This window comes from Blastococcus sp. SYSU D00868, assembly GCF_054050575.1.
Genome location: NZ_JBJGZO010000012.1, coordinates 55,093 through 75,394 on the forward strand (window position 1 = coordinate 55,093; position 20,302 = coordinate 75,394).

A 20,302-nucleotide genomic window follows, 5' to 3' on the forward strand; every position below is an offset into this window, starting at 1 on the left:
CCGCGGGGCGGCGGGCGCCCCGCAGGTAGCGTCGGCCGCGTGTTCGCCCTCCTCTCCACCAGTGACACCGACCTGCTCTCCGCCCGCGCCAGCGGCGCGCCGTGGCGGCTGGGCAACCCGGTCCGGCTCGGCGACGAGGGGATCGCGGAGCTGGTGGACGGCGCCGAGCTCGTCGTCGTCCGGATCCTCGGGGTGCGCCGCCAGTACGAGGACGTGCTGGCGCCGCTGCTGGCCGGGCCGGCGCCGGTCGTCGTCCTCGGCGGGGAGCAGCTGCCCGACGCGGAGCTGATGGAGCTGTCGACCGTGCCGATGGGCGTGGCCACCGAGGCGCACGGCTACCTGGCGCAGGGCGGCCCGGACAACCTCGTGCAGCTGCACCGGTTCCTCTCCGACACGGTGCTGCTCACGGGGGAGGGCTTCGAGCCGCCGTCGGTCGCGCCGGACTGGGGCGTGCTCGAGCGTCCGTCGTCCGCCGGTGGTGGCCCGCGGATCGCCGTCCTCTACTACCGGGCCCACCACCTGTCCGGGAACACCGGCTTCGTCGAGGAGCTGTGCACCGCGATCGAGGCCGCCGGTGGCTCGGCGCTGCCGGTGTTCACCTCCAGCCTCCGGTCGGTCGACGAGGGCCTGCTGGAGACGCTGCGCGGCGCCGACGCGCTGGTCGTCACGGTGCTGGCCGCCGGCGGCGCCCGGCCGGCGACCGCCCAGGCCGGTGGGGACGACGGCGCCTGGGACGTCGGCGCGCTCGCCTCGCTCGACGTCCCGGTGATCCAGGGCCTGTGCCTGACCCGCTCGCGGGAGGAGTGGCTGGCCGACGACGACGGGCTCTCGCCGCTGGACGTCGGCAACCAGGTCGCCATCCCCGAGTTCGACGGCCGGCTGATCAGCGTGCCGTTCTCCTTCAAGGAGACCGACGCCGACGGCCTGACCTCCTACGTCGCCGACCCCGAGCGCGCGGCGCGGGTGGCCGGCACCGCGGTGGCCCACGCCCGGCTGCGGCACACCCCGCCCGCCGAGCGGCGGATCGTCGTGATGCTGTCGGCCTACCCGACCAAGCACTCGCGGATCGGCAACGCCGTCGGCCTGGACACCCCGGCGTCGGTGGTGCGGCTGCTCGCGGCGATGGCCGGCGCCGGCTACGACATCGGCCCGTTCGACGGGCCGGACGCGCTGCCGGGCGTCGCCGACCTCGACGGCGACGCGCTGGTGCACGCGCTGATCGCCGCGGGCGGGCAGGACGCCGACTGGCTGACGTCGGAGCAGCTCTCGGGGCAGCCCGTGCGGATCGCCGCGGCCGAGTACCGGGCGTTCTTCGACACGCTGCCGGAGGACCTGCGCGCGGCCATGGTCGAGCACTGGGGGCAGCCGCCGGGCTCGCTGTTCGTCGACGAGACCGACGACTCGATCGTCTTCGCGGCGCTGCGGGCCGGGAACGTCGTCGTGATGGTGCAGCCGCCGCGCGGCTTCGGCGAGAACCCGATCGCGATCTACCACGACCCCGACCTGCCGCCGTCGCACCACTACCTGGCCGCCTACTGGTGGCTGCGGTCGGTGTTCGGGGCGCACGCGCTGGTGCACGTCGGCAAGCACGGCAACATGGAGTGGCTGCCGGGCAAGACCGTGGGGCTGTCGGCCTCGTGCGCGCCCGACGCCGCGATCGGCGACCTGCCGCTGGTCTACCCGTTCCTGGTCAACGACCCGGGCGAGGGCTCGCAGGCCAAGCGCCGGGCGCACGCCACGCTGGTCGACCACATGGTGCCGCCGATGGCCCGCGCCGACACCTACGGCGACATCGCCCGGCTGGAGCAGCTGCTCGACGAGCACGCGAACGTCGCCGCGATGGACCCGGCGAAGCTGCCCGCCGTCCGCGCGCAGATCTGGACGCTGCTGCAGGCCGCCAAGCTCGACGCGGACCTCGGGCTCAACGAGCGCCCGGCCGACGAGCACTTCGACGAGATGATCCTGCACGTCGACGGGTGGCTGTGCGAGATCAAGGACTCGCAGATCCGCGACGGCCTGCACGTGCTCGGCTCCCCGCCCGTCGGCGACGACCGGGTGGGGCTGGTGCTGGCGATGCTGCGCGCCCGGCAGATCTGGGGCGGCTCGGTGGCGCTGCCCGGCCTGCGCGAGGCGCTGGGGCTGGTCGAGGACGGCTCCGCGGGGCTACGGGCGACCGACGCGGTCGAGGCGACGGCGACGGCCCTGGTGACCGGGATGGAGTCGGCCGGCTGGACCGCCGACGCCGTGCCCGGCGTGGTGCGGGACGTGCTGGGCCGCGACGACGACGGCGTGGCCGCGGTGCTGCGGTTCGCCGTCGACGAGGTGGTGCCGCGGCTGGCCCGCACCACCGACGAGCTCGACGCGACCCTGCACGCCCTGGACGGCGGCTACGTGCCGGCCGGGCCGTCCGGCTCGCCGCTGCGCGGGCTGGTCAACGTGCTGCCGACCGGCCGGAACTTCTACTCCGTCGACCCGCGCGCGGTCCCGTCGCGGCTGGCGTGGGAGACCGGCCAGGCGATGGCCGAGTCCCTGGTCGCCCGCTACCTGGCCGACACCGGCGAGTACCCGCGCTCGGTGGGGCTGTCGGTGTGGGGGACCTCGGCGATGCGGACCTCCGGGGACGACGTCGCCGAGGTGCTCGCGCTGCTCGGCGTCCGCCCGGTGTGGGACGACGCCTCCCGCCGGGTCACCGGCCTCGAGCCGATCCCGCTCGAGGAGCTGGGCCGGCCGCGGATCGACGTCACCGTGCGGATCAGCGGCTTCTTCCGGGACGCCTTCCCGCACGTGGTGACGATGCTGGACGACGCGGTGACCCTCGTCGCGGGCCTGTCCGCCGAGTCCGACGAGCAGAACCACGTCAGGGCCCACGTCGAGGCCGACGTCGCCGCCCACGGCGACCGCCGCCGGGCGACCACCCGCGTGTTCGGCTCCAAGCCGGGCGCCTACGGGGCCGGGCTGCTGCCGCTGATCGACAGCCGGGACTGGCGCGGGGACGCCGACCTGGCCGAGGTGTACGCGGTGTGGGGCGGCTACGCCTACGGCCGGGGGCTGGACGGCGTGCAGGCCCGGCCGGACATGGAGGCGGCCTACCGGCGGATCGCGGTCGCGGCGAAGAACGTCGACACCCGCGAGCACGACATCGCCGACTCCGACGACTACTTCCAGTACCACGGCGGGATGGTCGCGACCGTCCGGGCGCTGACCGGCCGGGCGCCGCGGGCCTACATCGGCGACTCGACCCGGCCGGAGTCGGTGCGCACCCGCTCGCTGGGGGAGGAGACCGCCCGGGTGTTCCGCGCCCGCGTGGTGAACCCCAAGTGGCTGGCGGCCATGCGGCGGCACGGCTACAAGGGCGCCTTCGAGCTGGCGGCGACCGTCGACTACCTGTTCGGCTACGACGCCACGACCGGCGTCGTCGACGACTGGATGTACGAGAAGCTCACCCAGACCTACGTGCTGGACCCCGAGCAGCGCGAGTTCTTCGAGCAGTCCAACCCGTGGGCGCTGCACGGCATCGCCGAACGGCTGCTGGAGGCGGTCGACCGCAGGATGTGGGCGCAGCCGGACCCGGCGCTGCTCGCGGAGCTGCGGCAGGCCTACCTGGACACCGAGGGTGACCTGGAGGGCGGGGAGACACCGGCGCAGCAGGGCGCTCCCGCCTGATGCCCGTTGCTCAGCGTGACGCCACGCCGGGGAGGTGCGGGGCGAGGGATAGCCGTCGGTGACCGGGGCACACATCGGCCCATGAGCATCCTGAACCGCATCCTCGGCACTGCAGAGTCCACTGCCCGCGGCGCTGCGCGGGGTGCCGCGTCCGGTCGCGGCATGCGCCGGTCGGCCGCCCCCAGCGGCCGGATGGGCCGCATGTCCACCGGGCGCACCATGCCCCGTGCCGGCTTCGGCCGCCGCACCCCGGCCGCACCGGCCGCACCGGCCGGTGGCGGCCTGGGCCGCCTGATCGGCTCCCTGACCGGGCGGCGCTGAGCCCTGCCGGGCCGGGCGGCTGACCGCGCCCGGCGCCTCGGGACCCGACGGGCCCCGTCCCCTGAGGGGGGCGGGGCCCGCTACCCGTCCAGGGCGGCCGCGGCCAGCAGGACGACGGTCGCCGTCGTCTCGCCCATCGCCCCCATCACGTCCCCGTTGACCCCGCCGAGCCGGGCGCCGGCGCGCCGCCGCAGCACCTCGGCGGCGAGCAGCCCGGCGGCCGCCGCGACCAGCAGCCGCCACGCGGCGCCGGGCCCGCCGACCAGCCAGGCCGCGCCGCCGGCGAGCGCGGCGGCCGCCGCGGCGCAGCCGGTGAGCCACGGCGCCGACACCGTGCCGGCCACCGCCCGGCCCAGCGACGAGCCCTCCGCCGTGGGCACCCCCGGCAGCCCGGTGCGGGCCATCGCCAGCCGCGCGACGACCGGCGCCGTCCACACCGCCACCCAGCCGCCGTCGACCGCCAGCAGGGCCGCCCCCGCCGCGGCCTGCAGCAGCACGGTCAGCACCAGGGCGAGCACCCCGAAGGGGCCGACGTCCCCCTGCCGCATGACCTGCAGCGCACGCTCGCGGCCGCGCAGCGGGCCCAGCCCGTCGGCGGTGTCGGCCAGCCCGTCCAGGTGCAGGCCGCGGGTGAGGGCGGCCAGCACGGCGACGCCGAGCACCGCCCCGGTCAACGGCGAGACCAGGTGCGTGCCGGCCACGGCGACGCCGGTCGCCGCGCCGCCCAGCACCAGCCCCACCAGCGGCGCCCACGGCAGCACCCCGCGGGTCGACGCGGCTGCCGCGGCCGGGACCCGCAGCACCGTCAGCAGCGCCGCCGACTCCAGCGGCCCGGTCCACCTCACCGCAGGCGCTGGGGGAGCCCGGCCACCACGAACCACACCTCGTCGGCGGTGCCGGCCAGCCGCTGGTTGACCGCCCCGAGGGTGTCGCGGAACAGCCGCCCGGACCGGGTCTCGGGGACCACCCCCAGCCCCACCTCGTCGCTGACGGCCACCACGTGCGCCGGCGTCATCGCCCAGGCGTTCACCAGCGCGTCGCAACGGCCGGCCAGCCGCTGCGCCGAGCCCGGCGCGTCGTCCCAGACGCCGGTCTCGTCCATGAGCGCGGCCACCCACGTGGTGACGCTGTCGACCAGCACCGTGCCGCCGCGCAGCAGGTCGCTGGGCGCTGTCGTCTCCAGCGTCGTCCAGGAGGCCGGGCGCCGGGCCCGGTGGGCGGCCACCCGCGCCGCCCACTCGGCGTCGCCGGGCGCCGGTGCCGACGCCGCCAGGTACACGACGTCGGACCGGTCGGCGACCAGCGACTCGGCGTGGGCGGACTTGCCCGACCGCGACCCGCCCAGCACCAGCACCCGGCTCACCGGCAGATCTCCAGGCGGGTCACGGTGCCGTTGTGCGGGGTGACGGCCGGCATCGCGTCCGGGCCGAGGCCGCCCGCGACGGCCTGCGCGGCCCGGATCGTGTCCCCGTGCGTCACCAGCGCGACGACGTCGGCGGGGCGGTCGGCGCACAGCTGGTCGAGGTAGGCGGCGACCCGGCCGTGCAGCTCGGCGAGGCTCTCCCCGCCCTCGGCCGCCCAGTGCGGATCGGTCCAGTCGACGACGTCCCACAGCTCCCGCGACGGCCGTCCCTCGAGCACGCCGTACCCCTGCTCCCGCAGCGCCGGGGTGGTGCTGAGGGGCAGACCGGTGGCGCGAGCGCAGTGCTCGGCGGTCTGCACGGCGCGGCGCAGGTCGCTGGAGACCAGGGCGCCGGGGCGCAGCCCGGCCAGCTCGCGGGCGGCGGTGGCGGCCTGGGCGTGCCCGAGGTCGGTCAGCGGGACGTCGGCGGTCTGGCCCTGCATGAGCCCGGCGGCGTTCCACTCGCTCTGCCCGTGGCGCACCAGCAGGAGGGTGAGCGGTCGCGACATGGCGTGCGGAGCGTAGACGAGGCCCCTGTCGCGGCGTCGTCCCCGGATCGGGTGCCCCCGGGGGTGCGCGGCCCTCGTACCGTCGTCGGCGTGACCATCCCCGTCCGCCCCGGCGCCTCGCCCGCCGCCCGCCCGACCGCGCCCGACCCGCTGGCCCCGCTGCTGGAGCTGCCCGGCGTGCGCGACGCCGCCGAGCAGGCGCGGGCGGCCATCGACCGGCTGCTCCGGCACCGGCTGATGCGCAACCGGTCGGCCGAGGTCAGCGGCGAGTCCGCGCTGCGCGGCGCCCGCGCGTCGGCGGCGCTCGAGGGCGTCGACGTCCCGCTGGCCGACGTCCGCGCCGGGAGCGTCACCGACCCGGTCGTGCAGGGCGCGCTGCGCGCCTCGGTGGCGCTGGGCTCGCTGGTCGACACGTGGTCGCGGGCGCCCGGTCAGGTGCTCGCCCGGCTGCACGTGCTGGCCGCGGCCGACCTGGCCGACCGCGCCGACCTGGGCCGGCCCCGGCCGCACGCCGGGCCGCGGCTGTCGGCGCTGTCGGCGGTGGTCACCGGCACGAGCACGGTGCCCGCCGTCCTCGTGGCCGCGGTGGTGCACGGGGAGCTCGCGTCGCTGGCGCCCTTCGGCACCGCGGACGGCGTGGTGGCGCGGGCCGCCGGCCGGCTCACCGGCATCGTGCGCGGCCTGGACCCCAAGGCGGTCTCCGTGCCCGAGGTCGGGTTCGTCGAGCTGGGCCGGGAGGCCTACGACGCCGCGCTCGCCGGCTTCGCCTCCGGCCGCCCGGACGGCGTGGCCGCGTGGCTGGTGCACTGCTGCCGGGCCACCGAGCACGGCGCGGTGGAGGGGCTGGCGGTCGCCGAGGCGATCCTGCGCGGCTGACCGGCCCGCCGTCAGCGGGGCGCCAGCGCCAGCCCGGTGAGAGCCACCACGACCACCGCGGCCACGGTGGCCGCCGCCGCGGGGAGCCACGCGCCCGTCGCCGCGCCCGCCGCGGCCCCGGCGAGCAGGGCCAGCCAGGGGCCGGACATCGACACCGCCAGCCCGATCCGGGTGCGCACGGGGCTGCGCCGCCGGCGCGGGCGGGCCGCCGTACGCGCCGTCTGCCCGAACAGCGCGGCGCCGACGACGGCGCCCAGCACCGCCGTCCAGGCCAGCGGAACGGTCAGCACGACGCGCAGGATGGCCCAGCGCGGCGGGGGAGTGGCGGTGACCCGCCGGAGTGCCGGGGGTGCGGCCGGTCAGGCACCGCGGCGGCGGCGCCGCCCGGTCGCCGGGGCCGGGGTCAGCGGCGGGCCGGCCGTCTCGCGCAGCGCGCGCCGGCGGGCGTACCAGGCCAGGCCCACGACCGCGGCGCCGACGCCCATCGCGGCACCGGTGACGACCGGCGCGGTCGGCACGGCGAACCGGGCCCGCATCGACACCGGGCGGCTGAACTCCAGGACCGGCCAGCCCCGCTCGGCCGCGGCCCGCCGCAGCCCGCGGTCGGGGTTGACCGCCGTCGGGTGGCCGACGGCGCTGAGCATCGGCAGATCGGTGACCGAGTCGCTGTAGGCGAAGCAGTCGGCCAGGTCGTAGCCGCTGTCGGCGGCCAGCTGGCGCATCGCCGCGGCCTTGTTCTCGCCGTAGGCGTAGAAGTCGATCTCGCCGGTGTACCGGCCCTCCTCGGTCACCATCTGGGTGGCGACCACCCGGTCGGCGCCGAGCATCTGGCCGATCGGCTGGACCATCTCCGCGCCGCTGCTGGAGACGATCACGATCTCCCGGCCGGCGGCCCGGTGCTCCTCGATCAGGTCGGCGGCCTCGGCGTAGACCAGCGGGTCGACGATGTCGTGCAGCGTCTCCCGGACGATCTCGTGCACGGTCGCGACGTCCCACCCGGTGCACATCCGGGTGATCTGCGAGCGCATCCGCTCCATCTGGTCGGCGTCGGCGCCGGCCAGCGAGAAGACGAACTGCGCGTAGGCGCCCTTCAGCACGGTGCGGCGGTTGATCAGCCCGCCCTCGAAGAACGGCCGCCCGAAGGCCAGGGTGCTGGACTTGGCGATGATCGTCTTGTCCAGGTCGAAGAACGCCGCTGCGCGGGTCACGGTTCACGACTGTAAGCGGACACCCGGGGTGTGACCGGGGCCATGCCGTCGTCCACACCCGTTCGGGTCATCCACAGATCCCACCGGCCCCTCGCGTCTCCCGCCGTCGCGCCGTGGGCTGGCCGGGTGCCCGACCTCGCCGCGCCCCGCCCACTCCTCGTCAGTGCCGACGACGACCTGCTCGACGACGCGCTGCGGCTGCTGGCCGCCGCGGGCGCCGAGCCCGAGGTCGCCACGGCCGGGCCGGCGCTGCGGCGGGCCCACCGCGAGGCGCCGCTGGTCCTCCTCGGCGCCGACGTGCTGGGAACCGGCCCGGTCCGCGCGCTGCCGCGGCGGCCCGGCGTCGTGGTCGTCGCCCGGGGCGAGCTGCCGGCGGCCGGCTGGGCGGCGGCGGTGGAGCTGGGCGCCGAGCGGGTCGCGGTGCTGCCCGCCGACGAGGCGTGGGTGCTGCAGCGGGCCGGCGCCGCGCTGCGCGCGCCGGTGGAGCGCGGGTGGCTGGTCGCGGTGGGCGGCGCCTGCGGCGGCGCGGGCGCCAGCACGCTGGCCGCGGCGCTGGCCCTCACCGCCGCGGCGGGCGGGCGCGGGGCGCTGCTCGTCGACGGCGACGCGCTCGGCGGCGGGCTGGACCTGGTGGTCGGCGCCGAGGCGGTCGAGGGGCTGCGCTGGCCGGAGCTGGCGGGCCTGCGCGGCCGGGTGTCCGGCGAGGCGGTCATGGCCGCGCTGCCGGCCGTGGGCGGGGCCGGCGTCCTCGCCGCCTCCCGGGCCTCGCCCGCCGCCCCGCCACCGGAGGCGGTGGCCGCGGTCGTCGAGGCCGGGCGCTCCGGCGGGTGGCCGGTCGTCGTCGACCTGCCGCGGGGCCCGGAGCCTGGTGGCGTCGCGTTCGCCGAGGCGGTGCTGGCCGACGCCGACCTGGCGGTGCTGGTGGTGCCGGCCCGGGTCCGCGCCGCCTGCGCGGCCCGCGCGCTGGTCGACGGCGGGTCCGGCTGGGGGGCCGCGCGCCTGGTCGTGCGCCGGGTCCCCGGCGGCCTGGCCGCTGCGGAGGTGGCCGACCTGGTCGGCCGGCCGGTCGTCGCCGAGCTCGCGCACGACCGCGTGGCGGTGGCCCGCAGCGAGCGCGGGGAGCCGCCGCCGACCGGGCCGCGGACCCCGACCGGCGCCGCCGCCCGGGCGGTCCTGGCCGCGCTGCCCGAGCCCGTCGGGGCGCAGCCGTGAGCGGGGCGCCGCTGGTCGAGCGGGTCCGGGCGCGGCTGGCCACCGAGCCCACCGCACCGAGCCGGTCCACGGTGGCCGCCCTCGTCCGCGAGGAGGCCGGCACGCTGGCCGGTGACGCCGCGGTGCTGTCGGCCGTGCGCGCCGCCGTCGACGAGCTGTCCGGTGCCGGGCCGCTGGAGGACCTGCTGCGCGCGCCGGGTACCAGCGACGTCCTGGTCAACGGCCCGGACGAGGTGTGGGTCGACCGCGGCGCCGGCCTGGAGCGGGCCGCCGTCCGTTTCCCCGACGACGACGCGGTGCGGCGGCTGGCCGTCCGGCTGGCGGCGGCCGCCGGGCGCCGGCTGGACGACGCCGCCCCGTGGGTGGACGCCGGGCTGCCCGACGGCACCCGGCTGCACGCGGTCCTGTCCCCGGTGTCCGCGCGGGGCACGTGCCTGTCGCTGCGGGTGCTGCGGCGCTGCTCGCTGGGGCTGGCCGACCTCGCCGACCGGGGGACGCTGCCGGGCGGGTCGGCCGCGCTGCTGCGGGCGGTGGTCGCCGCGCGGTTGGCCTTCCTCGTCACCGGCGGCACCGGCTCCGGCAAGACCACCCTGCTGTCGGCGCTGCTCGGGCAGGTCGCCCCGGCCGAGCGCATCGTGCTCTGCGAGGACGCCCCCGAGCTGACCCCCGCCCACCCGCACGTGGTCGGGCTGGTCACCCGGCCGCCCAACGTCGAGGGGGTCGGGGCCGTGGGGTTGCGCGACCTCGTCCGCCAGGCCCTGCGCATGCGCCCCGACCGGCTGGTGGTCGGCGAGGTCCGCGGCGCGGAGGTGACCGATCTGCTCGCCGCGCTGAACACCGGCCACGACGGCGGCTGCGGCACCCTGCACGCCAACCGCTCCGCCGAGGTGCCGGCCCGCCTCGAGGCGCTGGGCGTGGCGGCGGGCCTGGACCAGGCGGCGGTGCACAGCCAGGCGGCCGCGGCGCTGTCCGTCGTCGTGCACCTGCGCCGCACCGCCGGGGTCCGCCGGGTCGAGGAGCTGGGCGTCGTCCGGCGGGCCGGCGACCTGGTCGTCGTGGAGCCGGCCTGGCGGGCCGACGGCGGGGCCTGCCCCGGGCGGGGCCGGCTCGACGAGCTGCTCGCCGCCGGTGGCGGGCGGTGACCGGCCCGGCCCTCGCTCCGGGGGTGCCGCTCCTGCTGGCCGCCGCGGTGCTCGTGTGGCCGGCCGGCCGGCCGTGGGCACCGGGGCGGCCGCCGGCCCGCCCGGGGAACGCTCTGCGCCTCCCGGCCGGTCGGTGGTCCCCTGGGGTCGCCGTCGGCGCGGCGGTCGTCGGTGGCCTGCTGGTGGGCACTCCGCTGGTCGCGGCGCTGGCCGGCGGCGTCGCCGGCGCGGCGGTGCTGGTCCGGCAGCGCGGGCGCCGGGCCGGCGCCGAGGAGGAGCGGGTGGACGCGCTCACGGAGGCCCTGGGCGCCCTCGCCGCGGAGCTGCGCAGCGGGCGGCCGCTCGACGAGGCCGCCGCGGCGGCCGGCGCGGCGTGCGGGGACCCGGCCGGCGCGGAGGCCCTGGTGCGGGCCGTCCGGGCTCCGGCGGCGGTGCCCGCGCCGGCGCCGGACGCCGGGGCGTGGGACGCGGCCGTCGCCCGGCTCGCCTCCGCCGTGCAGCTCAGCGTCCGCACCGGGTGCTCGCTGGCGGCGGTGGTGGGCGCCGTGGAGGACGACCTGCGGGCGCGGCGGCGGCACCGGCTCGAGCTGCGGTCGGCGCTGGCCGGTCCGCGGGCCAGCGCGGCGCTGCTCGCCGGGCTGCCGCTGCTCGCCCTGCTGATGGGCAGCGGGGTGGGCGCCGACCCCTGGCGGGTGCTGACGACGACCGGCACCGGGCAGGTCCTGCTCGTCGGAGGGGTGGCGCTGGAGTGCGCCGGGCTGGCCTGGACCGGCCGCTTGGTCCGGCGGGTGGCGCGGTGAGCACGGCCGCGGCCCTGGCGCTGGGCGCCGCGGCCCTGCTGGCCTGGCCGCCGGCGCGGTGGCGCCTCCGCGCCCGCGTGCGTGCGCTGGCCCGGGCGCCGGCCCCGGCCACGGCGGCGGTCCCCGATGAGCCGGGCCCGCGCCGCCGGTGGGCGTTCGCCGCGGCAGCCGGGGCCGCGGCGCTGCTGCTGGTGGGCGGGACCGCCGGCGTGGTGAGCGGCCTCGTCGTCGCCGTCGGGGTCGAGCGGGCGCTCCGCCGCGCGGGCGACGACGGGGAGCGGCGGGCGCGCGCGGCGCTGGAGGACGAGCTGCCCGTGGCGTGCGACCTGCTGGCCGTCTGCCTGACCGCGGGCCTGCCGGTCGGCGGTGCCCTCGCCGCGGTGGCCGCCGCGCTGCCCGGACCGCTGGGCGGCGAGCTGGCGGCGGTGGCCGGGCGGTACCGGCTCGGCTCGCCGGCGCGGGCGGCGTGGGCCGGCGTGCCGGCTCCGGTCGCGGCGCTGGGCCGCGTGGTGGCCCGCGCCGGCGAGTCGGGCTCGACCGTCGTCGCGGCGCTGCGGGCGCTGGCCGTGGACGGGCGGGCGGCGCTGCGCGCCCGGGCCGAGGTGCGGGTGCGCCGGGCCGGCGTCTGGGTGCTGGCGCCGCTGGGTGCCTGCTTCCTGCCGGCCTTCGTCTGCCTCGGTGTGGCGCCGGTCGTGCTCGGCATCGCGGCCGACGTGCTGCCGTGAGCGCGGCCGCGTCGCCCCCGTGCCCGCCGTCCACCCGCCCGCCGTCCACATGCCCCGGCCCTCTCCACAGGACCGCCCGGCCGGTGGATCCCGGCCACGGCCGCCCCGAGGGTCGGGGGAGGAGCCCGCGAGGGGCGGGCCCGGACCGAGGAGGACCCATGACCGCACCGCACGAGGCCCTGACCGCCGTCCCCGCCGAGGCCGGCGACGGCGCTGCGCCCCGGGCCGCGCGCGGCCCGGCCGGCCGCTGGGCCCGGCTGACCGCGGAGCCGGAGGCCGGCATGAGCACCGCCGAGTACGCCGTGGGGACGATCGCGGCCGCCGCCTTCGCGGCCGTGCTCTACAAGGTCGTCACCGGCGGGTCCATCGTCACCGCGCTGACCGACCTCGTCGCGTCGGCGCTGGCCGCGCTCTCCTGACCGTGCACGCCCGCTCCCGGGGGCCGCGGCGGCTGCGCGGCGAGGCCGGCATGGTCACCGCCGAGACGGCGGTGGTGCTCCCGGTGCTGCTCGTCGTGCTGGCCGCCGCGGTCGCGGCGGTCACGGTCGTCGGCGCCCACCTGCGCTGCGTCGACGCCGCCCGCGAGGGCGCCCGGGCCGCCGCGCGGGGCGACGACGCCGCGGCGGTGCGCGCGGTGGCGGCGGCCGCCGCGCCCGACGGGGCGACCACGGCCGTCGAGGTCGACGGCGCTCGGGTGCGGGTGACGGTGAGCGTGGCGGTGCCGCCGCTCGGGCCCGTGCCGCTCACCGTCGAGGTCACCGCCACCGCGGTCGCCGAGGTGGAGCCGGGCGCGCTGCCGGGGGCGGGATGAGCCGGCTGCGGGGCGAGCGCGGGTCGGCGACGGTCTGGGTGGTCGCGCTGAGCGGCGTCCTGGCCGCGCTGGGGTTGGCGGCGGTCCTCGTCGGTGCTGCGGTCACGGCGCGGCACCGGGCCGCGGCCGCCGCCGACCTGGCCGCGCTCGCGGCCGCCGGGCGGGCGGTCGCCGGGGATCCGGCCGCCTGTGCCGTGGCCGCCGAGGTGGCGCAGGCGAACGGGGCCGCGCTGGCAAGCTGCTCGGTCGGCGCCGGCGCGGTCGTGTCGGTGGCCGTCGACGTGGCCGTCCGGCTCGGGCCGCTGGGCACCCGGCACGCCGCCGCCCGGGCCCGCGCCGGCCCGGTCGCCCCCGACGGCCCGGCCGCCGCGCCCCGCGGCACGGTCGGGCCCGGCTCCTCAGAAGACGAGGTCGTCCTCGTCGGCGACCGCTTCCTCGGCGCGGTCGACGTCACCGGCGAGGTCGCCCCCGGGGTCGCTGTCACGGCCGGCGTCGGGGTCCTCGTCGGCCCCGGTCGCGGTGCCGTCGAGGTGGCGCCGCTCGTCGGCGGCCGCGAGCTCGTCGAGCACGACGTCGAGCACCCGCACGGCGCCGGCCTTGTCGAGCGGGTCGTTGCCGTTGCCGCACTTGGGCGACTGGACGCACGAGGGGCAGCCGCTCTCGCACTCGCAGGTGGCGATGGTCGCCCGGGTCGCCTGCAGCCACCGCCGCAGGACGGCGAAGCCCCGCTCGGCGAAGCCGGCCCCGCCCGGGTGGCCGTCGTAGACGAACACGGTGGCCGTGCCGGTGTCCGGGTGCAGCGCCGTGGACAGCCCGCCGAGGTCCCACCGGTCGCAGGTGGCCAGCAGCGGCAGCATGCCGATCGCGGCGTGCTCGGCGGCGTGCAGCGCGCCGGGCAGCGTCGCGTCGTCGACCTCTGCGCGGGCGATCGCCGTCGGGTCGAGGGTCAGCCACACGGCGCGGGTGCGCAGCTGGCGGGCCGGCAGGTCGAGCGGGAACTCGGCCAGCACCTCCCCGGTGCCCTGCCGCCGCCGCTGGTAGGCCACGACCTGGTTCACCACGTCGACGACGCCGGTGTGCGCGGTCACCGTGCGCAGCCGGCGGGACCGGTCGACGTCGACCACCGACAGATCGGTGACGTCGCGCGCCACGGTGGTCCACTCCGGGGAGTCGGCGTGGACGACCGCGCACGCGTCCTCGACGTCGAACTCGTCGACCACGAAGGTCTCGCCACGGTGCACGTACAGCGCACCGGTGTGCACCGTGGAGTGCGCGGCGCCGCCGTCGACGGTGCCCAGCAGGCGGCCGGTCGCACCCTCGATGATCGACACCGGCGCGTTGCCGTCGCCGCGGATGTCGACGTCGGGACGTCCCCGCCCGGCCCAGTACCAGCCGGCCGGGCGGCGCCGGATCAGGCCCTCCTCGACCAGCTCCGCCAGCCGCGCCTCGGCGGCCGGGCCACCGAACTCGGGCAGGTCCGCCGGCACCAGCGGCAGCTCGGCGGCCGCGCAGCACAGCTGGGGCCCGAGCACGTAGGGGTTCGTGGGGTCGGTGACCGTCGCCTCGACCGGCCGGCCGAAGACGGCGCGGGGGTGGTGGGCCAGGTAGTGGTCCAGCGGGTCGTCGCGGGCCACGAACACGACCAGCGACTCCCGCTGGGCGCGGCCCGCGCGGCCGGCCTGCTGCCAGAGGGAGGCCAGCGTCCCCGGGTACCCGGCGAGGACGACGGCGTCCAGGCCGGCGATGTCGATGCCCAGCTCGAGGGCGTTGGTGGTGGCCGCCCCGAGCAGCTCACCGGAGGACAGGGCCCGCTCCAGCTCGCGGCGCTCCTCGGGCAGGTAGCCGCCGCGGTAGGAGTCGACCCGGGCGGCGAGGTCGGCGCGGCCGCGCTCGACCAGCACCCGGCGCGCCTGGTCGGCGACCGACTCGGCGCTGCGCCGCGACCGCACGAACGCCAGGGTGCGGGCCTGCCGCTCCACCAGGTCGGCCAGCAGCGTCGCCGCGTCGTTGGCCGCGGAGCGGCGCAGCGGGGCACCGTGCTCCCCGAGGCGCTCGGTCAGCGGCGGCTCCCACAGCGCGAAGGTGGCGCCCGGCCGCGGCGACCCGTCCTCGGTCACGGCGACCACGGGCGCGCCGACCAGCCGGCTGGCGGCCCCCGCGGGGTCGCTGACCGTGGCCGAGGCCAGCACGAACACCGGTTCGGCGCCGTACCGGCGGCAGATCCGGCGCAGCCGCCGCAGCACGTGCCCGACGTGCGAGCCGAAGACCCCGCGGTAGGCGTGGCACTCGTCCACGACGACGTAGGCGACCCGGCGCAGGGTCGACGACCACTTCTGGTGGGCGGGCAGCACGCCGCGGTGCAGCATGTCCGGATTGGTCACGATCCACCGCGAGTGCCGGCGCACCCAGTCGCGCTCCTCGGTGGGGGTGTCGCCGTCGTAGGCCGCCGGCCGCACGGACCGGTCGGCCAGCGCGGCGACCGACGCCAGCTGGTCCCGGGCCAGGGCCTTGGTCGGCGCCAGGTACAGCACGCAGGCGCGGTCGTCCTCCGCGAGCCGGCTCAGCGCGGGCAGCTGGTAGGCCAGCGACTTGCCGGAGGCGGTGCCGGTCGCGACCACCACCGACGTGCCGTCGTGGGCGAGTTGTGCCGCCTCGACCTGGTGCCGGTAGGGCGCGGTGACCCCCTGCTCCTCGAGCCGGCTGCGCAGGTCCGCGGCCACCCACTCCGGCCAGGGCAGCGTCCGGCTCTCCCGCACGGGCAGCCGGTGCACGTGGGTGACCGGGTGCTCCTCCTCCGGGGTGCCCACCAGCAGGTCGTCGAGCAGGTCGGCGCCGGGGAGCAGCCCGGCGGGTGCGGCACGCCCCTCGGGACCATGGTCCGTGCCGGGAGGGGGAGCCGACCGGACCGGGTGGAGCGTGGTCACCCCTCCACTGTCACACCTCCGGGCAAGGGAGGGGCGGGCGCGGACGGGCGGCCACGAGACACCCGCGCCGGCAATGGTCCCGAGGAAGGACTACCGCTACGGGGTGTGATCTCGCTTACACTCACGCGGCGTCCGACCCGGCGAGGACCGCCGTGCGGACGAGACCTCCGCCGTCCGGGGCGCGTGTGTCCCGGCAGTCGCTGACCGCTGGGAGGAACCACCTTGGAGACCGCTCTGTCCGGCGGGGACGTCGCGCTCGTCGTCGTCGTCCTCGCCATCTCCCTCGCCGCCCTCGCCTTCGCCGCGTACCTGGTCCGAGCGGTCATGGCCGCCGACCAGGGGACGACGACCATGCGCGAGATCGCGCGGGCGGTCCAGGAAGGCGCGGCGGCCTACCTGCGCAGACAGTTCCGCACCCTGGCCGTGTTCGCCGTCATCGTCTTCGTCCTGCTCCTGGTCCTGCCCGTCGCCGAGGGCGGCTGGGGGACCAAGGCGGGACGCGCGGTGTTCTTCCTCGTCGGCGCCCTGTTCTCCGCGGCGGTCGGGTTCATCGGCATGACGCTGGCCACCCGGGGCAACGTCCGGGTGGCGGCGGCCGCGCGCGGCGGCGGGTACGTCCCCGCCTTCCGGATCGCCTACCGCACGGGCGGCGTTGTCGGGATGATCACCATCGGCCTCGGCCTGTTCGGTGCCGCGCTGGCGCTGCTGTTCTTCGACGAGACCGCACCGGTGGTCCTGGAGGGCTTCGGGTTCGGCGGGGCGCTGCTGGCGATGTTCATGCGCGTCGGCGGCGGCATCTTCACCAAGGCCGCCGACGTCGGCGCGGACCTGGTCGGCAAGGTCGAGGCGGGCATCCCCGAGGACGACCCGCGCAACGCCGCCACGATCGCCGACAACGTGGGGGACAACGTCGGCGACTGCGCCGGCATGGCCGCGGACCTGTTCGAGTCCTACGCCGTCACGCTGGTCGCCGCGCTGATCCTCGGCCAGGTGTTCCTGGGCGCCGACGGGATGGTGTTCCCGCTGGTGGTGGCGGCCATCGGGGTGATCGCGTCGGTCGTCGGGGTGCTCGCCAGCAACCCGGGCCGCAACGACTCCAGCGGGCTCGCGCCGATCAACCGGGGCTTCTTCACCTCGGCGGTCGTCTCGCTGGTCCTGGTGGCCGCGGCGTCGTTCACCGTGCTGCCCAGCGTCGCCGACCTCGAGGACACCGTGGTCAGCCCGCAGGTGCTCGGCTTCCTGTCGGTCCTCGTCGGCATCGTGCTGGCGGCGGCCATCCAGCAGCTCACCGGCTACTTCACCGAGACCTCGCGCAAGCCGGTCAAGGACGTCGGCCGCAGCTCGCTGACCGGCCCGGCCACGGTGATCCTCTCCGGCATCTCGCTCGGCCTGGAGAGCGCCGTGTACGCGGCGCTGCTCATCGGCGGCGCGGTGTACGTGGCCTTCCTCATCGGCGGCGGCGCGGCCCTGTACGCGGTCGCGCTCGCCGGCTGCGGGCTGCTCACCACCGCCGGCGTCATCGTCTCGATGGACACCTTCGGCCCTGTCAGCGACAACGCGCAGGGCATCGCGGAGATGTCCGGCGACATCGACGAGGACGGCGCCCGCGTGCTCACCGACCTCGACGCGGTCGGCAACACCACCAAGGCCATCACCAAGGGCATCGCGATCGCGACCGCCGTCCTCGCCGCCACGGCGCTGTTCGGCTCGTACAACGCCCAGGTCGGGGTGGCGCTGGAGGAGGCGGGGGCGACCCTCGGCGACGCGTTCAGTCTGGTCAACCCGAACAACATCACGGGCGCGCTCATCGGGGCGGCCGTGGTGTTCCTGTTCAGCGGGCTGGCCATCAGCGCGGTGTCCCGGGCCGCTGGGCGGGTCGTGTTCGAGGTGCGGGAGCAGTTCCGCACCCGCCCCGGGATCATGGACTTCAGCGAGCGACCCGACTACAGCGCCGTCGTCGACATCTGCACGAAGGACTCGCTGCGCGAGCTCGCCACCCCCGGCCTGCTCGCCGTCCTCGCCCCGGTGGCGGTCGGCTTCGGGCTGGGCATCGGCCCGCTGGCGGCCTACCTGGTCGGGGCCATCGCCGCGGGCACGCTGATGGCGGTGTTCCTCGCCAACTCCGGCGGCGCCTGGGACAACGCGAAGAAGATGGTGGAGGACGGCGAGCACGGCGGGAAGGGCAGCGAGGCCCACGCCGCCACCGTCATCGGCGACACCGTCGGCGACCCGTTCAAGGACACCGCCGGGCCGGCCATCAACCCGCTGATCAAGGTGATGAACCTGGTCGCGCTGCTCATCGCGCCCGCGGTGGTCGGCCTGTCCCTCGGCGAGGACCAGAACGACGCGGTCCGGGTGCTCATCGCGCTCGCGGCCACCGCGGTGATCGTGGCCGCGGTCGTCGTCTCCAAGCGCCGGTCGGTGGTCGTCGGCGGGGCCAGCAGCCAGCCGGCGGGTGCGGAGGTGAAGGCGACCGTCCCGTGATCCCACGCCGCGGATCCTGCGGTGCCGGGGGCGCCGCGGGACCCGCGGCCGGGACGTTGTGGACGCGGGCGGCGGATGTGGACGACGGACGGCCCTCCGAGCCCGGACCTCCCTAACGTGCCGCGGCGCCGGTCCGAGTGGGCCGGCGCCGCCGCCGGGAGGTCCTGTTCGTGTCCGTCACCGTCTCCATCGAGCTGCGCGCCGTCCAGGACCTCGCCGAGGAACTGGCCGCGCTGGCCGCCGAGCTCGCCACCGAAGCCGAGCTGTGCCGCTCGGCCACCTACACCCTCGCCTCCGCCGTGGACGGCGACACCGCGGCCGCGGCCGGGCAGCTCGGGACCGGCTGGGCGGGGCTGGTCGACGTCGTCGCGCAGGGGACCGGTGCCCTCGCCGGCACGCTCCGCCAGGCGGTGCAGGCGTACCGGCTGCACGACGCCGCGCTGTCCGACCGGGTGCTGTTCGCGCGGGCGGGGGTGCCGGTCCCGTGACCGGCTCGGGCCTGTCCGGGGTGGCGCGGTGGGACGCCGCGCCGCTGCGCAACGCGGTCACCACGCTGGGCGACGTCGGCGAGCGGCTGGTCGCCTGGCGGGCGCGGGTGGAGCACGTCGGCCGGGCGCTGGGGGACACCGGCTCCTGGTCGGGCCCGGCCGCCACCGCCACCGCGGACGCCCTGGTCCACGTCTCCACCGTGGTCACCCAGGTGTCCGCCGCACTCGCCACGTCGCTCGACGACGCCGATCGGATGGTCGCCGCGGTCGCCACCGCGGCCGGCCTGGCCGGCGAGGCCCTGGCCGCCGCCGCGGCGGTACCGGTCTCCCTGGACGAGCAGGGCCGGCTCGGCCCGCTGCCGGACGTCCCGCTGGACCCCTCGGTCGACCCGGCCGTCGCCCTGCAGCAGCAGTTCGAGGCGATCACCGCGCAGTCCCGCGCGGCGGCGGTCGCCGCCGAGCTGGCCGGCGACGCGCTCCGCTCGGCCGGGCAGGCGGCGCTCGCGGCCCAGGACGCGGTCGCCGCCCTGGGCGGGGTGGGGGTCGTGGGGGGCTCCGTCCCGGCGGACCTCGGGGACCTGATGGCGGTCGTGGGGCTGGCCGGTGTCCCGGCGACGGTCGCACCGCCCGCCGGGCCCACCCGCGCGGCCGGGTGGTGGGCGGCCCTGTCCGAGGAACAGCGGAACGCCTGGATCACCGGCCACCCCGAGCTCATCGGGGCGACGGCGGGCCTGCCGGCCTGGGCCCGCGACCGCGCCAACCGGCTGCTGCTGGGGCGCCTCCTGGTGGACGCCGGTGCCCCCGGCGCGGACGTCGCCCAGGCCACGTTCCGGGAGATCGCGGCGCGCGAGGCCGCCGGCGAGGCCGTGCAGCTCTACGAGTTCGCGCCCGAGCAGGGTCTCGTGGCGCTGGCGCTCGGGGACCTGGACACCGCCGACCACGTCGGCGTGCTGGTCCCGGGCACCGCCACCACGGTGACCGACGACCTCGACGCCGTCGTGGACGACGCGGCGGCCGTCGCCGGCGCCGCGCTCGCCGCGGCCCCCGGGGCGGCCGTGGCCACCGTCGCGTGGCTCGGGTACCGGACGCCGCCGGACCTGGGGTACGCCTGGATCCCCGCGTACGCGCAGGCCGGCGGGGGACCGCTGGCCGGCACCCTCGACGGGTTGGCGGCCGCCCGGTCGACCAGCGGCGGCCGGGCGCACACGGTGGTCCTCGCGCACAGCTACGGCAGCCAGGTCGTGGCCGCGGCCGCGGAGGAGCCCGGACGGCTGGCCGCCGACGACGTGGTCCTCGCCGGGAGTCCCGGCATGGAGGGGGACGCCGGCGACCTGGAGGTGGGCGACGTCTACCAGGCCACCGGGGGCGACGACCCCATCCGGTTCGTGCCGCTGATGCCCGACCTGCCCGGCCACCCGGTCTTCGCCGACGCCGTCTGGGACGAGGACTACGGCGCCACCGCGCTGCCGGTCGAGGAGGACATGAGCCACTCCGACTACTACGACCCCGACCGGCCGACGCTGGTCGCGATGGGGGAGGTGCTCGTGGGCGGGTTCGACCCGTGACCCGGACGAGCGAGGCGCGGGCGAGCCGGGGAACACCGGGCCCCGGTCGGCCATTGGACCGGGTGTCGGCACGCCCACGGACGGTCGCCGCCCGGTGCCGCACCGGGGTCGTGGCCTACCGTGGCGGTCGCCGAGGGCGGACGCGCACGACGGCGTCCCCCGGCGTCCCGCG

General features: G+C 78.0%; 18 protein-coding genes and 1 pseudogene. 13 read left to right on the forward strand and 6 right to left on the reverse strand.

What is annotated here, in order from left to right:
- Window positions 1-39: 39 nt before the first annotated feature.
- Both cobN and ACI79F_RS12555 read left to right on the forward strand, forming a co-directional pair.
- On the forward strand, window positions 40-3,663 hold the full coding sequence (gene cobN / locus ACI79F_RS12550; RefSeq protein ID WP_456543141.1) for a cobaltochelatase subunit CobN: 3,624 nt from the start codon (window positions 40-42) through the stop codon (window positions 3,661-3,663).
- Between the two features lie 162 nt (window positions 3,664-3,825).
- Window positions 3,826-3,984: a hypothetical protein gene (locus tag ACI79F_RS12555; RefSeq protein ID WP_456543140.1), complete on the forward strand. Its 159-nt coding sequence runs from the start codon at window positions 3,826-3,828 to the stop codon at window positions 3,982-3,984.
- An 80-nt stretch (window positions 3,985-4,064) separates the two neighbouring features.
- Here ACI79F_RS12555 and ACI79F_RS12560 read toward each other — a convergent pair whose 3' ends face one another.
- Genes ACI79F_RS12560 through ACI79F_RS12570 form a run of 3 tightly spaced genes read right to left on the reverse strand, consistent with a single transcriptional unit; the run spans window position 4,065 to window position 5,895 of the window.
- Window positions 4,065-4,829, reverse strand: coding sequence for an adenosylcobinamide-GDP ribazoletransferase (locus tag ACI79F_RS12560; RefSeq protein ID WP_456543139.1), 765 nt, complete (start codon window positions 4,827-4,829; stop codon window positions 4,065-4,067).
- Window positions 4,826-5,347: a bifunctional adenosylcobinamide kinase/adenosylcobinamide-phosphate guanylyltransferase gene (gene cobU, locus ACI79F_RS12565; RefSeq protein WP_456543138.1), complete on the reverse strand. Its 522-nt coding sequence runs from the start codon at window positions 5,345-5,347 to the stop codon at window positions 4,826-4,828. The genes ACI79F_RS12560 and cobU overlap by 4 nt, the downstream gene beginning before the upstream one ends.
- A complete protein-coding gene (locus ACI79F_RS12570; protein WP_456543137.1) occupies window positions 5,344-5,895 on the reverse strand; it encodes a histidine phosphatase family protein in 552 nt (183 codons plus the stop codon). The genes cobU and ACI79F_RS12570 overlap by 4 nt, the downstream gene beginning before the upstream one ends.
- Window positions 5,896-5,985: 90 nt before the next feature.
- Between ACI79F_RS12570 and ACI79F_RS12575 the strand changes: the two genes are divergently transcribed.
- Window positions 5,986-6,771, forward strand: coding sequence for an oxidoreductase (locus tag ACI79F_RS12575; protein WP_456543136.1), 786 nt, complete (start codon window positions 5,986-5,988; stop codon window positions 6,769-6,771).
- Window positions 6,772-6,782: 11 nt separating this feature from the next.
- Here ACI79F_RS12575 and ACI79F_RS12580 read toward each other — a convergent pair whose 3' ends face one another.
- Together ACI79F_RS12580 and ACI79F_RS12585 are read right to left on the reverse strand one after the other, a co-directional pair.
- Window positions 6,783-7,061, reverse strand: coding sequence for a hypothetical protein (locus ACI79F_RS12580; RefSeq protein WP_456543135.1), 279 nt, complete (start codon window positions 7,059-7,061; stop codon window positions 6,783-6,785).
- Window positions 7,062-7,130: 69 nt separating this feature from the next.
- Window positions 7,131-7,979, reverse strand: coding sequence for an HAD family hydrolase (locus ACI79F_RS12585; RefSeq protein ID WP_456543134.1), 849 nt, complete (start codon window positions 7,977-7,979; stop codon window positions 7,131-7,133).
- Window positions 7,980-8,105: 126 nt separating this feature from the next.
- Between ACI79F_RS12585 and ssd the strand changes: the two genes are divergently transcribed.
- The 7 genes and pseudogenes from ssd to ACI79F_RS12620 all read left to right on the forward strand — a co-directional run.
- The gene (ssd, locus tag ACI79F_RS12590; protein ID WP_456543133.1) at window positions 8,106-9,191 is read left to right on the forward strand and encodes a septum site-determining protein Ssd; all 1,086 of its coding nucleotides are present in this window, start codon (window positions 8,106-8,108) and stop codon (window positions 9,189-9,191) included.
- On the forward strand, window positions 9,188-10,333 hold the full coding sequence (locus ACI79F_RS12595) for a TadA family conjugal transfer-associated ATPase (protein ID WP_456543132.1): 1,146 nt from the start codon (window positions 9,188-9,190) through the stop codon (window positions 10,331-10,333). The genes ssd and ACI79F_RS12595 overlap by 4 nt, the downstream gene beginning before the upstream one ends.
- Window positions 10,334-10,356: 23 nt before the next feature.
- Entirely contained in the window at window positions 10,357-11,133 is a 777-nt protein-coding gene (locus ACI79F_RS12600) for a type II secretion system F family protein (protein ID WP_456543131.1), read from the forward strand.
- Window positions 11,130-11,858, forward strand: coding sequence for a type II secretion system F family protein (locus tag ACI79F_RS12605; protein WP_456543130.1), 729 nt, complete (start codon window positions 11,130-11,132; stop codon window positions 11,856-11,858). The genes ACI79F_RS12600 and ACI79F_RS12605 overlap by 4 nt, the downstream gene beginning before the upstream one ends.
- A 158-nt stretch (window positions 11,859-12,016) precedes the next feature.
- The gene (locus ACI79F_RS12610) at window positions 12,017-12,277 is read left to right on the forward strand and encodes a DUF4244 domain-containing protein (protein WP_456543129.1); all 261 of its coding nucleotides are present in this window, start codon (window positions 12,017-12,019) and stop codon (window positions 12,275-12,277) included.
- Window positions 12,278-12,279: 2 nt separating this feature from the next.
- The gene (locus ACI79F_RS12615; protein WP_456543128.1) at window positions 12,280-12,669 is read left to right on the forward strand and encodes a TadE family type IV pilus minor pilin; all 390 of its coding nucleotides are present in this window, start codon (window positions 12,280-12,282) and stop codon (window positions 12,667-12,669) included.
- Window positions 12,666-13,001 (forward strand): annotated as a pseudogene (locus ACI79F_RS12620) (Rv3654c family TadE-like protein); the annotation flags it as partial. The gene ACI79F_RS12615 and the pseudogene ACI79F_RS12620, both read left to right, overlap by 4 nt.
- A gap of 66 nt (window positions 13,002-13,067) precedes the next feature.
- On the opposite strand, the gene ACI79F_RS12625 reads toward ACI79F_RS12620, so the two are convergent.
- Entirely contained in the window at window positions 13,068-15,593 is a 2,526-nt protein-coding gene (locus ACI79F_RS12625; protein ID WP_456543127.1) for a DEAD/DEAH box helicase, read from the reverse strand.
- A gap of 222 nt (window positions 15,594-15,815) precedes the next feature.
- On the opposite strand from ACI79F_RS12625, the gene ACI79F_RS12630 reads away from it, so the two are divergent.
- The 3 genes from ACI79F_RS12630 to ACI79F_RS12640 all read left to right on the forward strand — a co-directional run bounded on the left by ACI79F_RS12630 (window position 15,816) and on the right by ACI79F_RS12640 (window position 20,130).
- Window positions 15,816-18,077 (forward strand): sodium-translocating pyrophosphatase, encoded by a 2,262-nt coding sequence (locus ACI79F_RS12630; protein ID WP_456543126.1) that lies wholly within the window; start codon window positions 15,816-15,818, stop codon window positions 18,075-18,077.
- Window positions 18,078-18,247: 170 nt separating this feature from the next.
- Window positions 18,248-18,565: a hypothetical protein gene (locus ACI79F_RS12635; RefSeq protein ID WP_456543125.1), complete on the forward strand. Its 318-nt coding sequence runs from the start codon at window positions 18,248-18,250 to the stop codon at window positions 18,563-18,565.
- The gene (locus tag ACI79F_RS12640; protein WP_456543124.1) at window positions 18,562-20,130 is read left to right on the forward strand and encodes an alpha/beta hydrolase; all 1,569 of its coding nucleotides are present in this window, start codon (window positions 18,562-18,564) and stop codon (window positions 20,128-20,130) included. The genes ACI79F_RS12635 and ACI79F_RS12640 overlap by 4 nt, the downstream gene beginning before the upstream one ends.
- Window positions 20,131-20,302: the final 172 nt, after the last annotated feature.

What these genes read in the sequence shown, in the direction of transcription:
- ACI79F_RS12555 (WP_456543140.1), top strand. Translation starts at nt 3,826, where the DNA reads ATGCGCCGGTCGGCCGCCCCCAGCGGCCGGATGGGCCGCATGTCCACC.
- ACI79F_RS12570 (WP_456543137.1), bottom strand. Translation starts at nt 5,895, where the DNA reads ATGTCGCGACCGCTCACCCTCCTGCTGGTGCGCCACGGGCAGAGCGAG.
- ACI79F_RS12610 (WP_456543129.1), top strand. Translation starts at nt 12,017, where the DNA reads ATGACCGCACCGCACGAGGCCCTGACCGCCGTCCCCGCCGAGGCCGGC.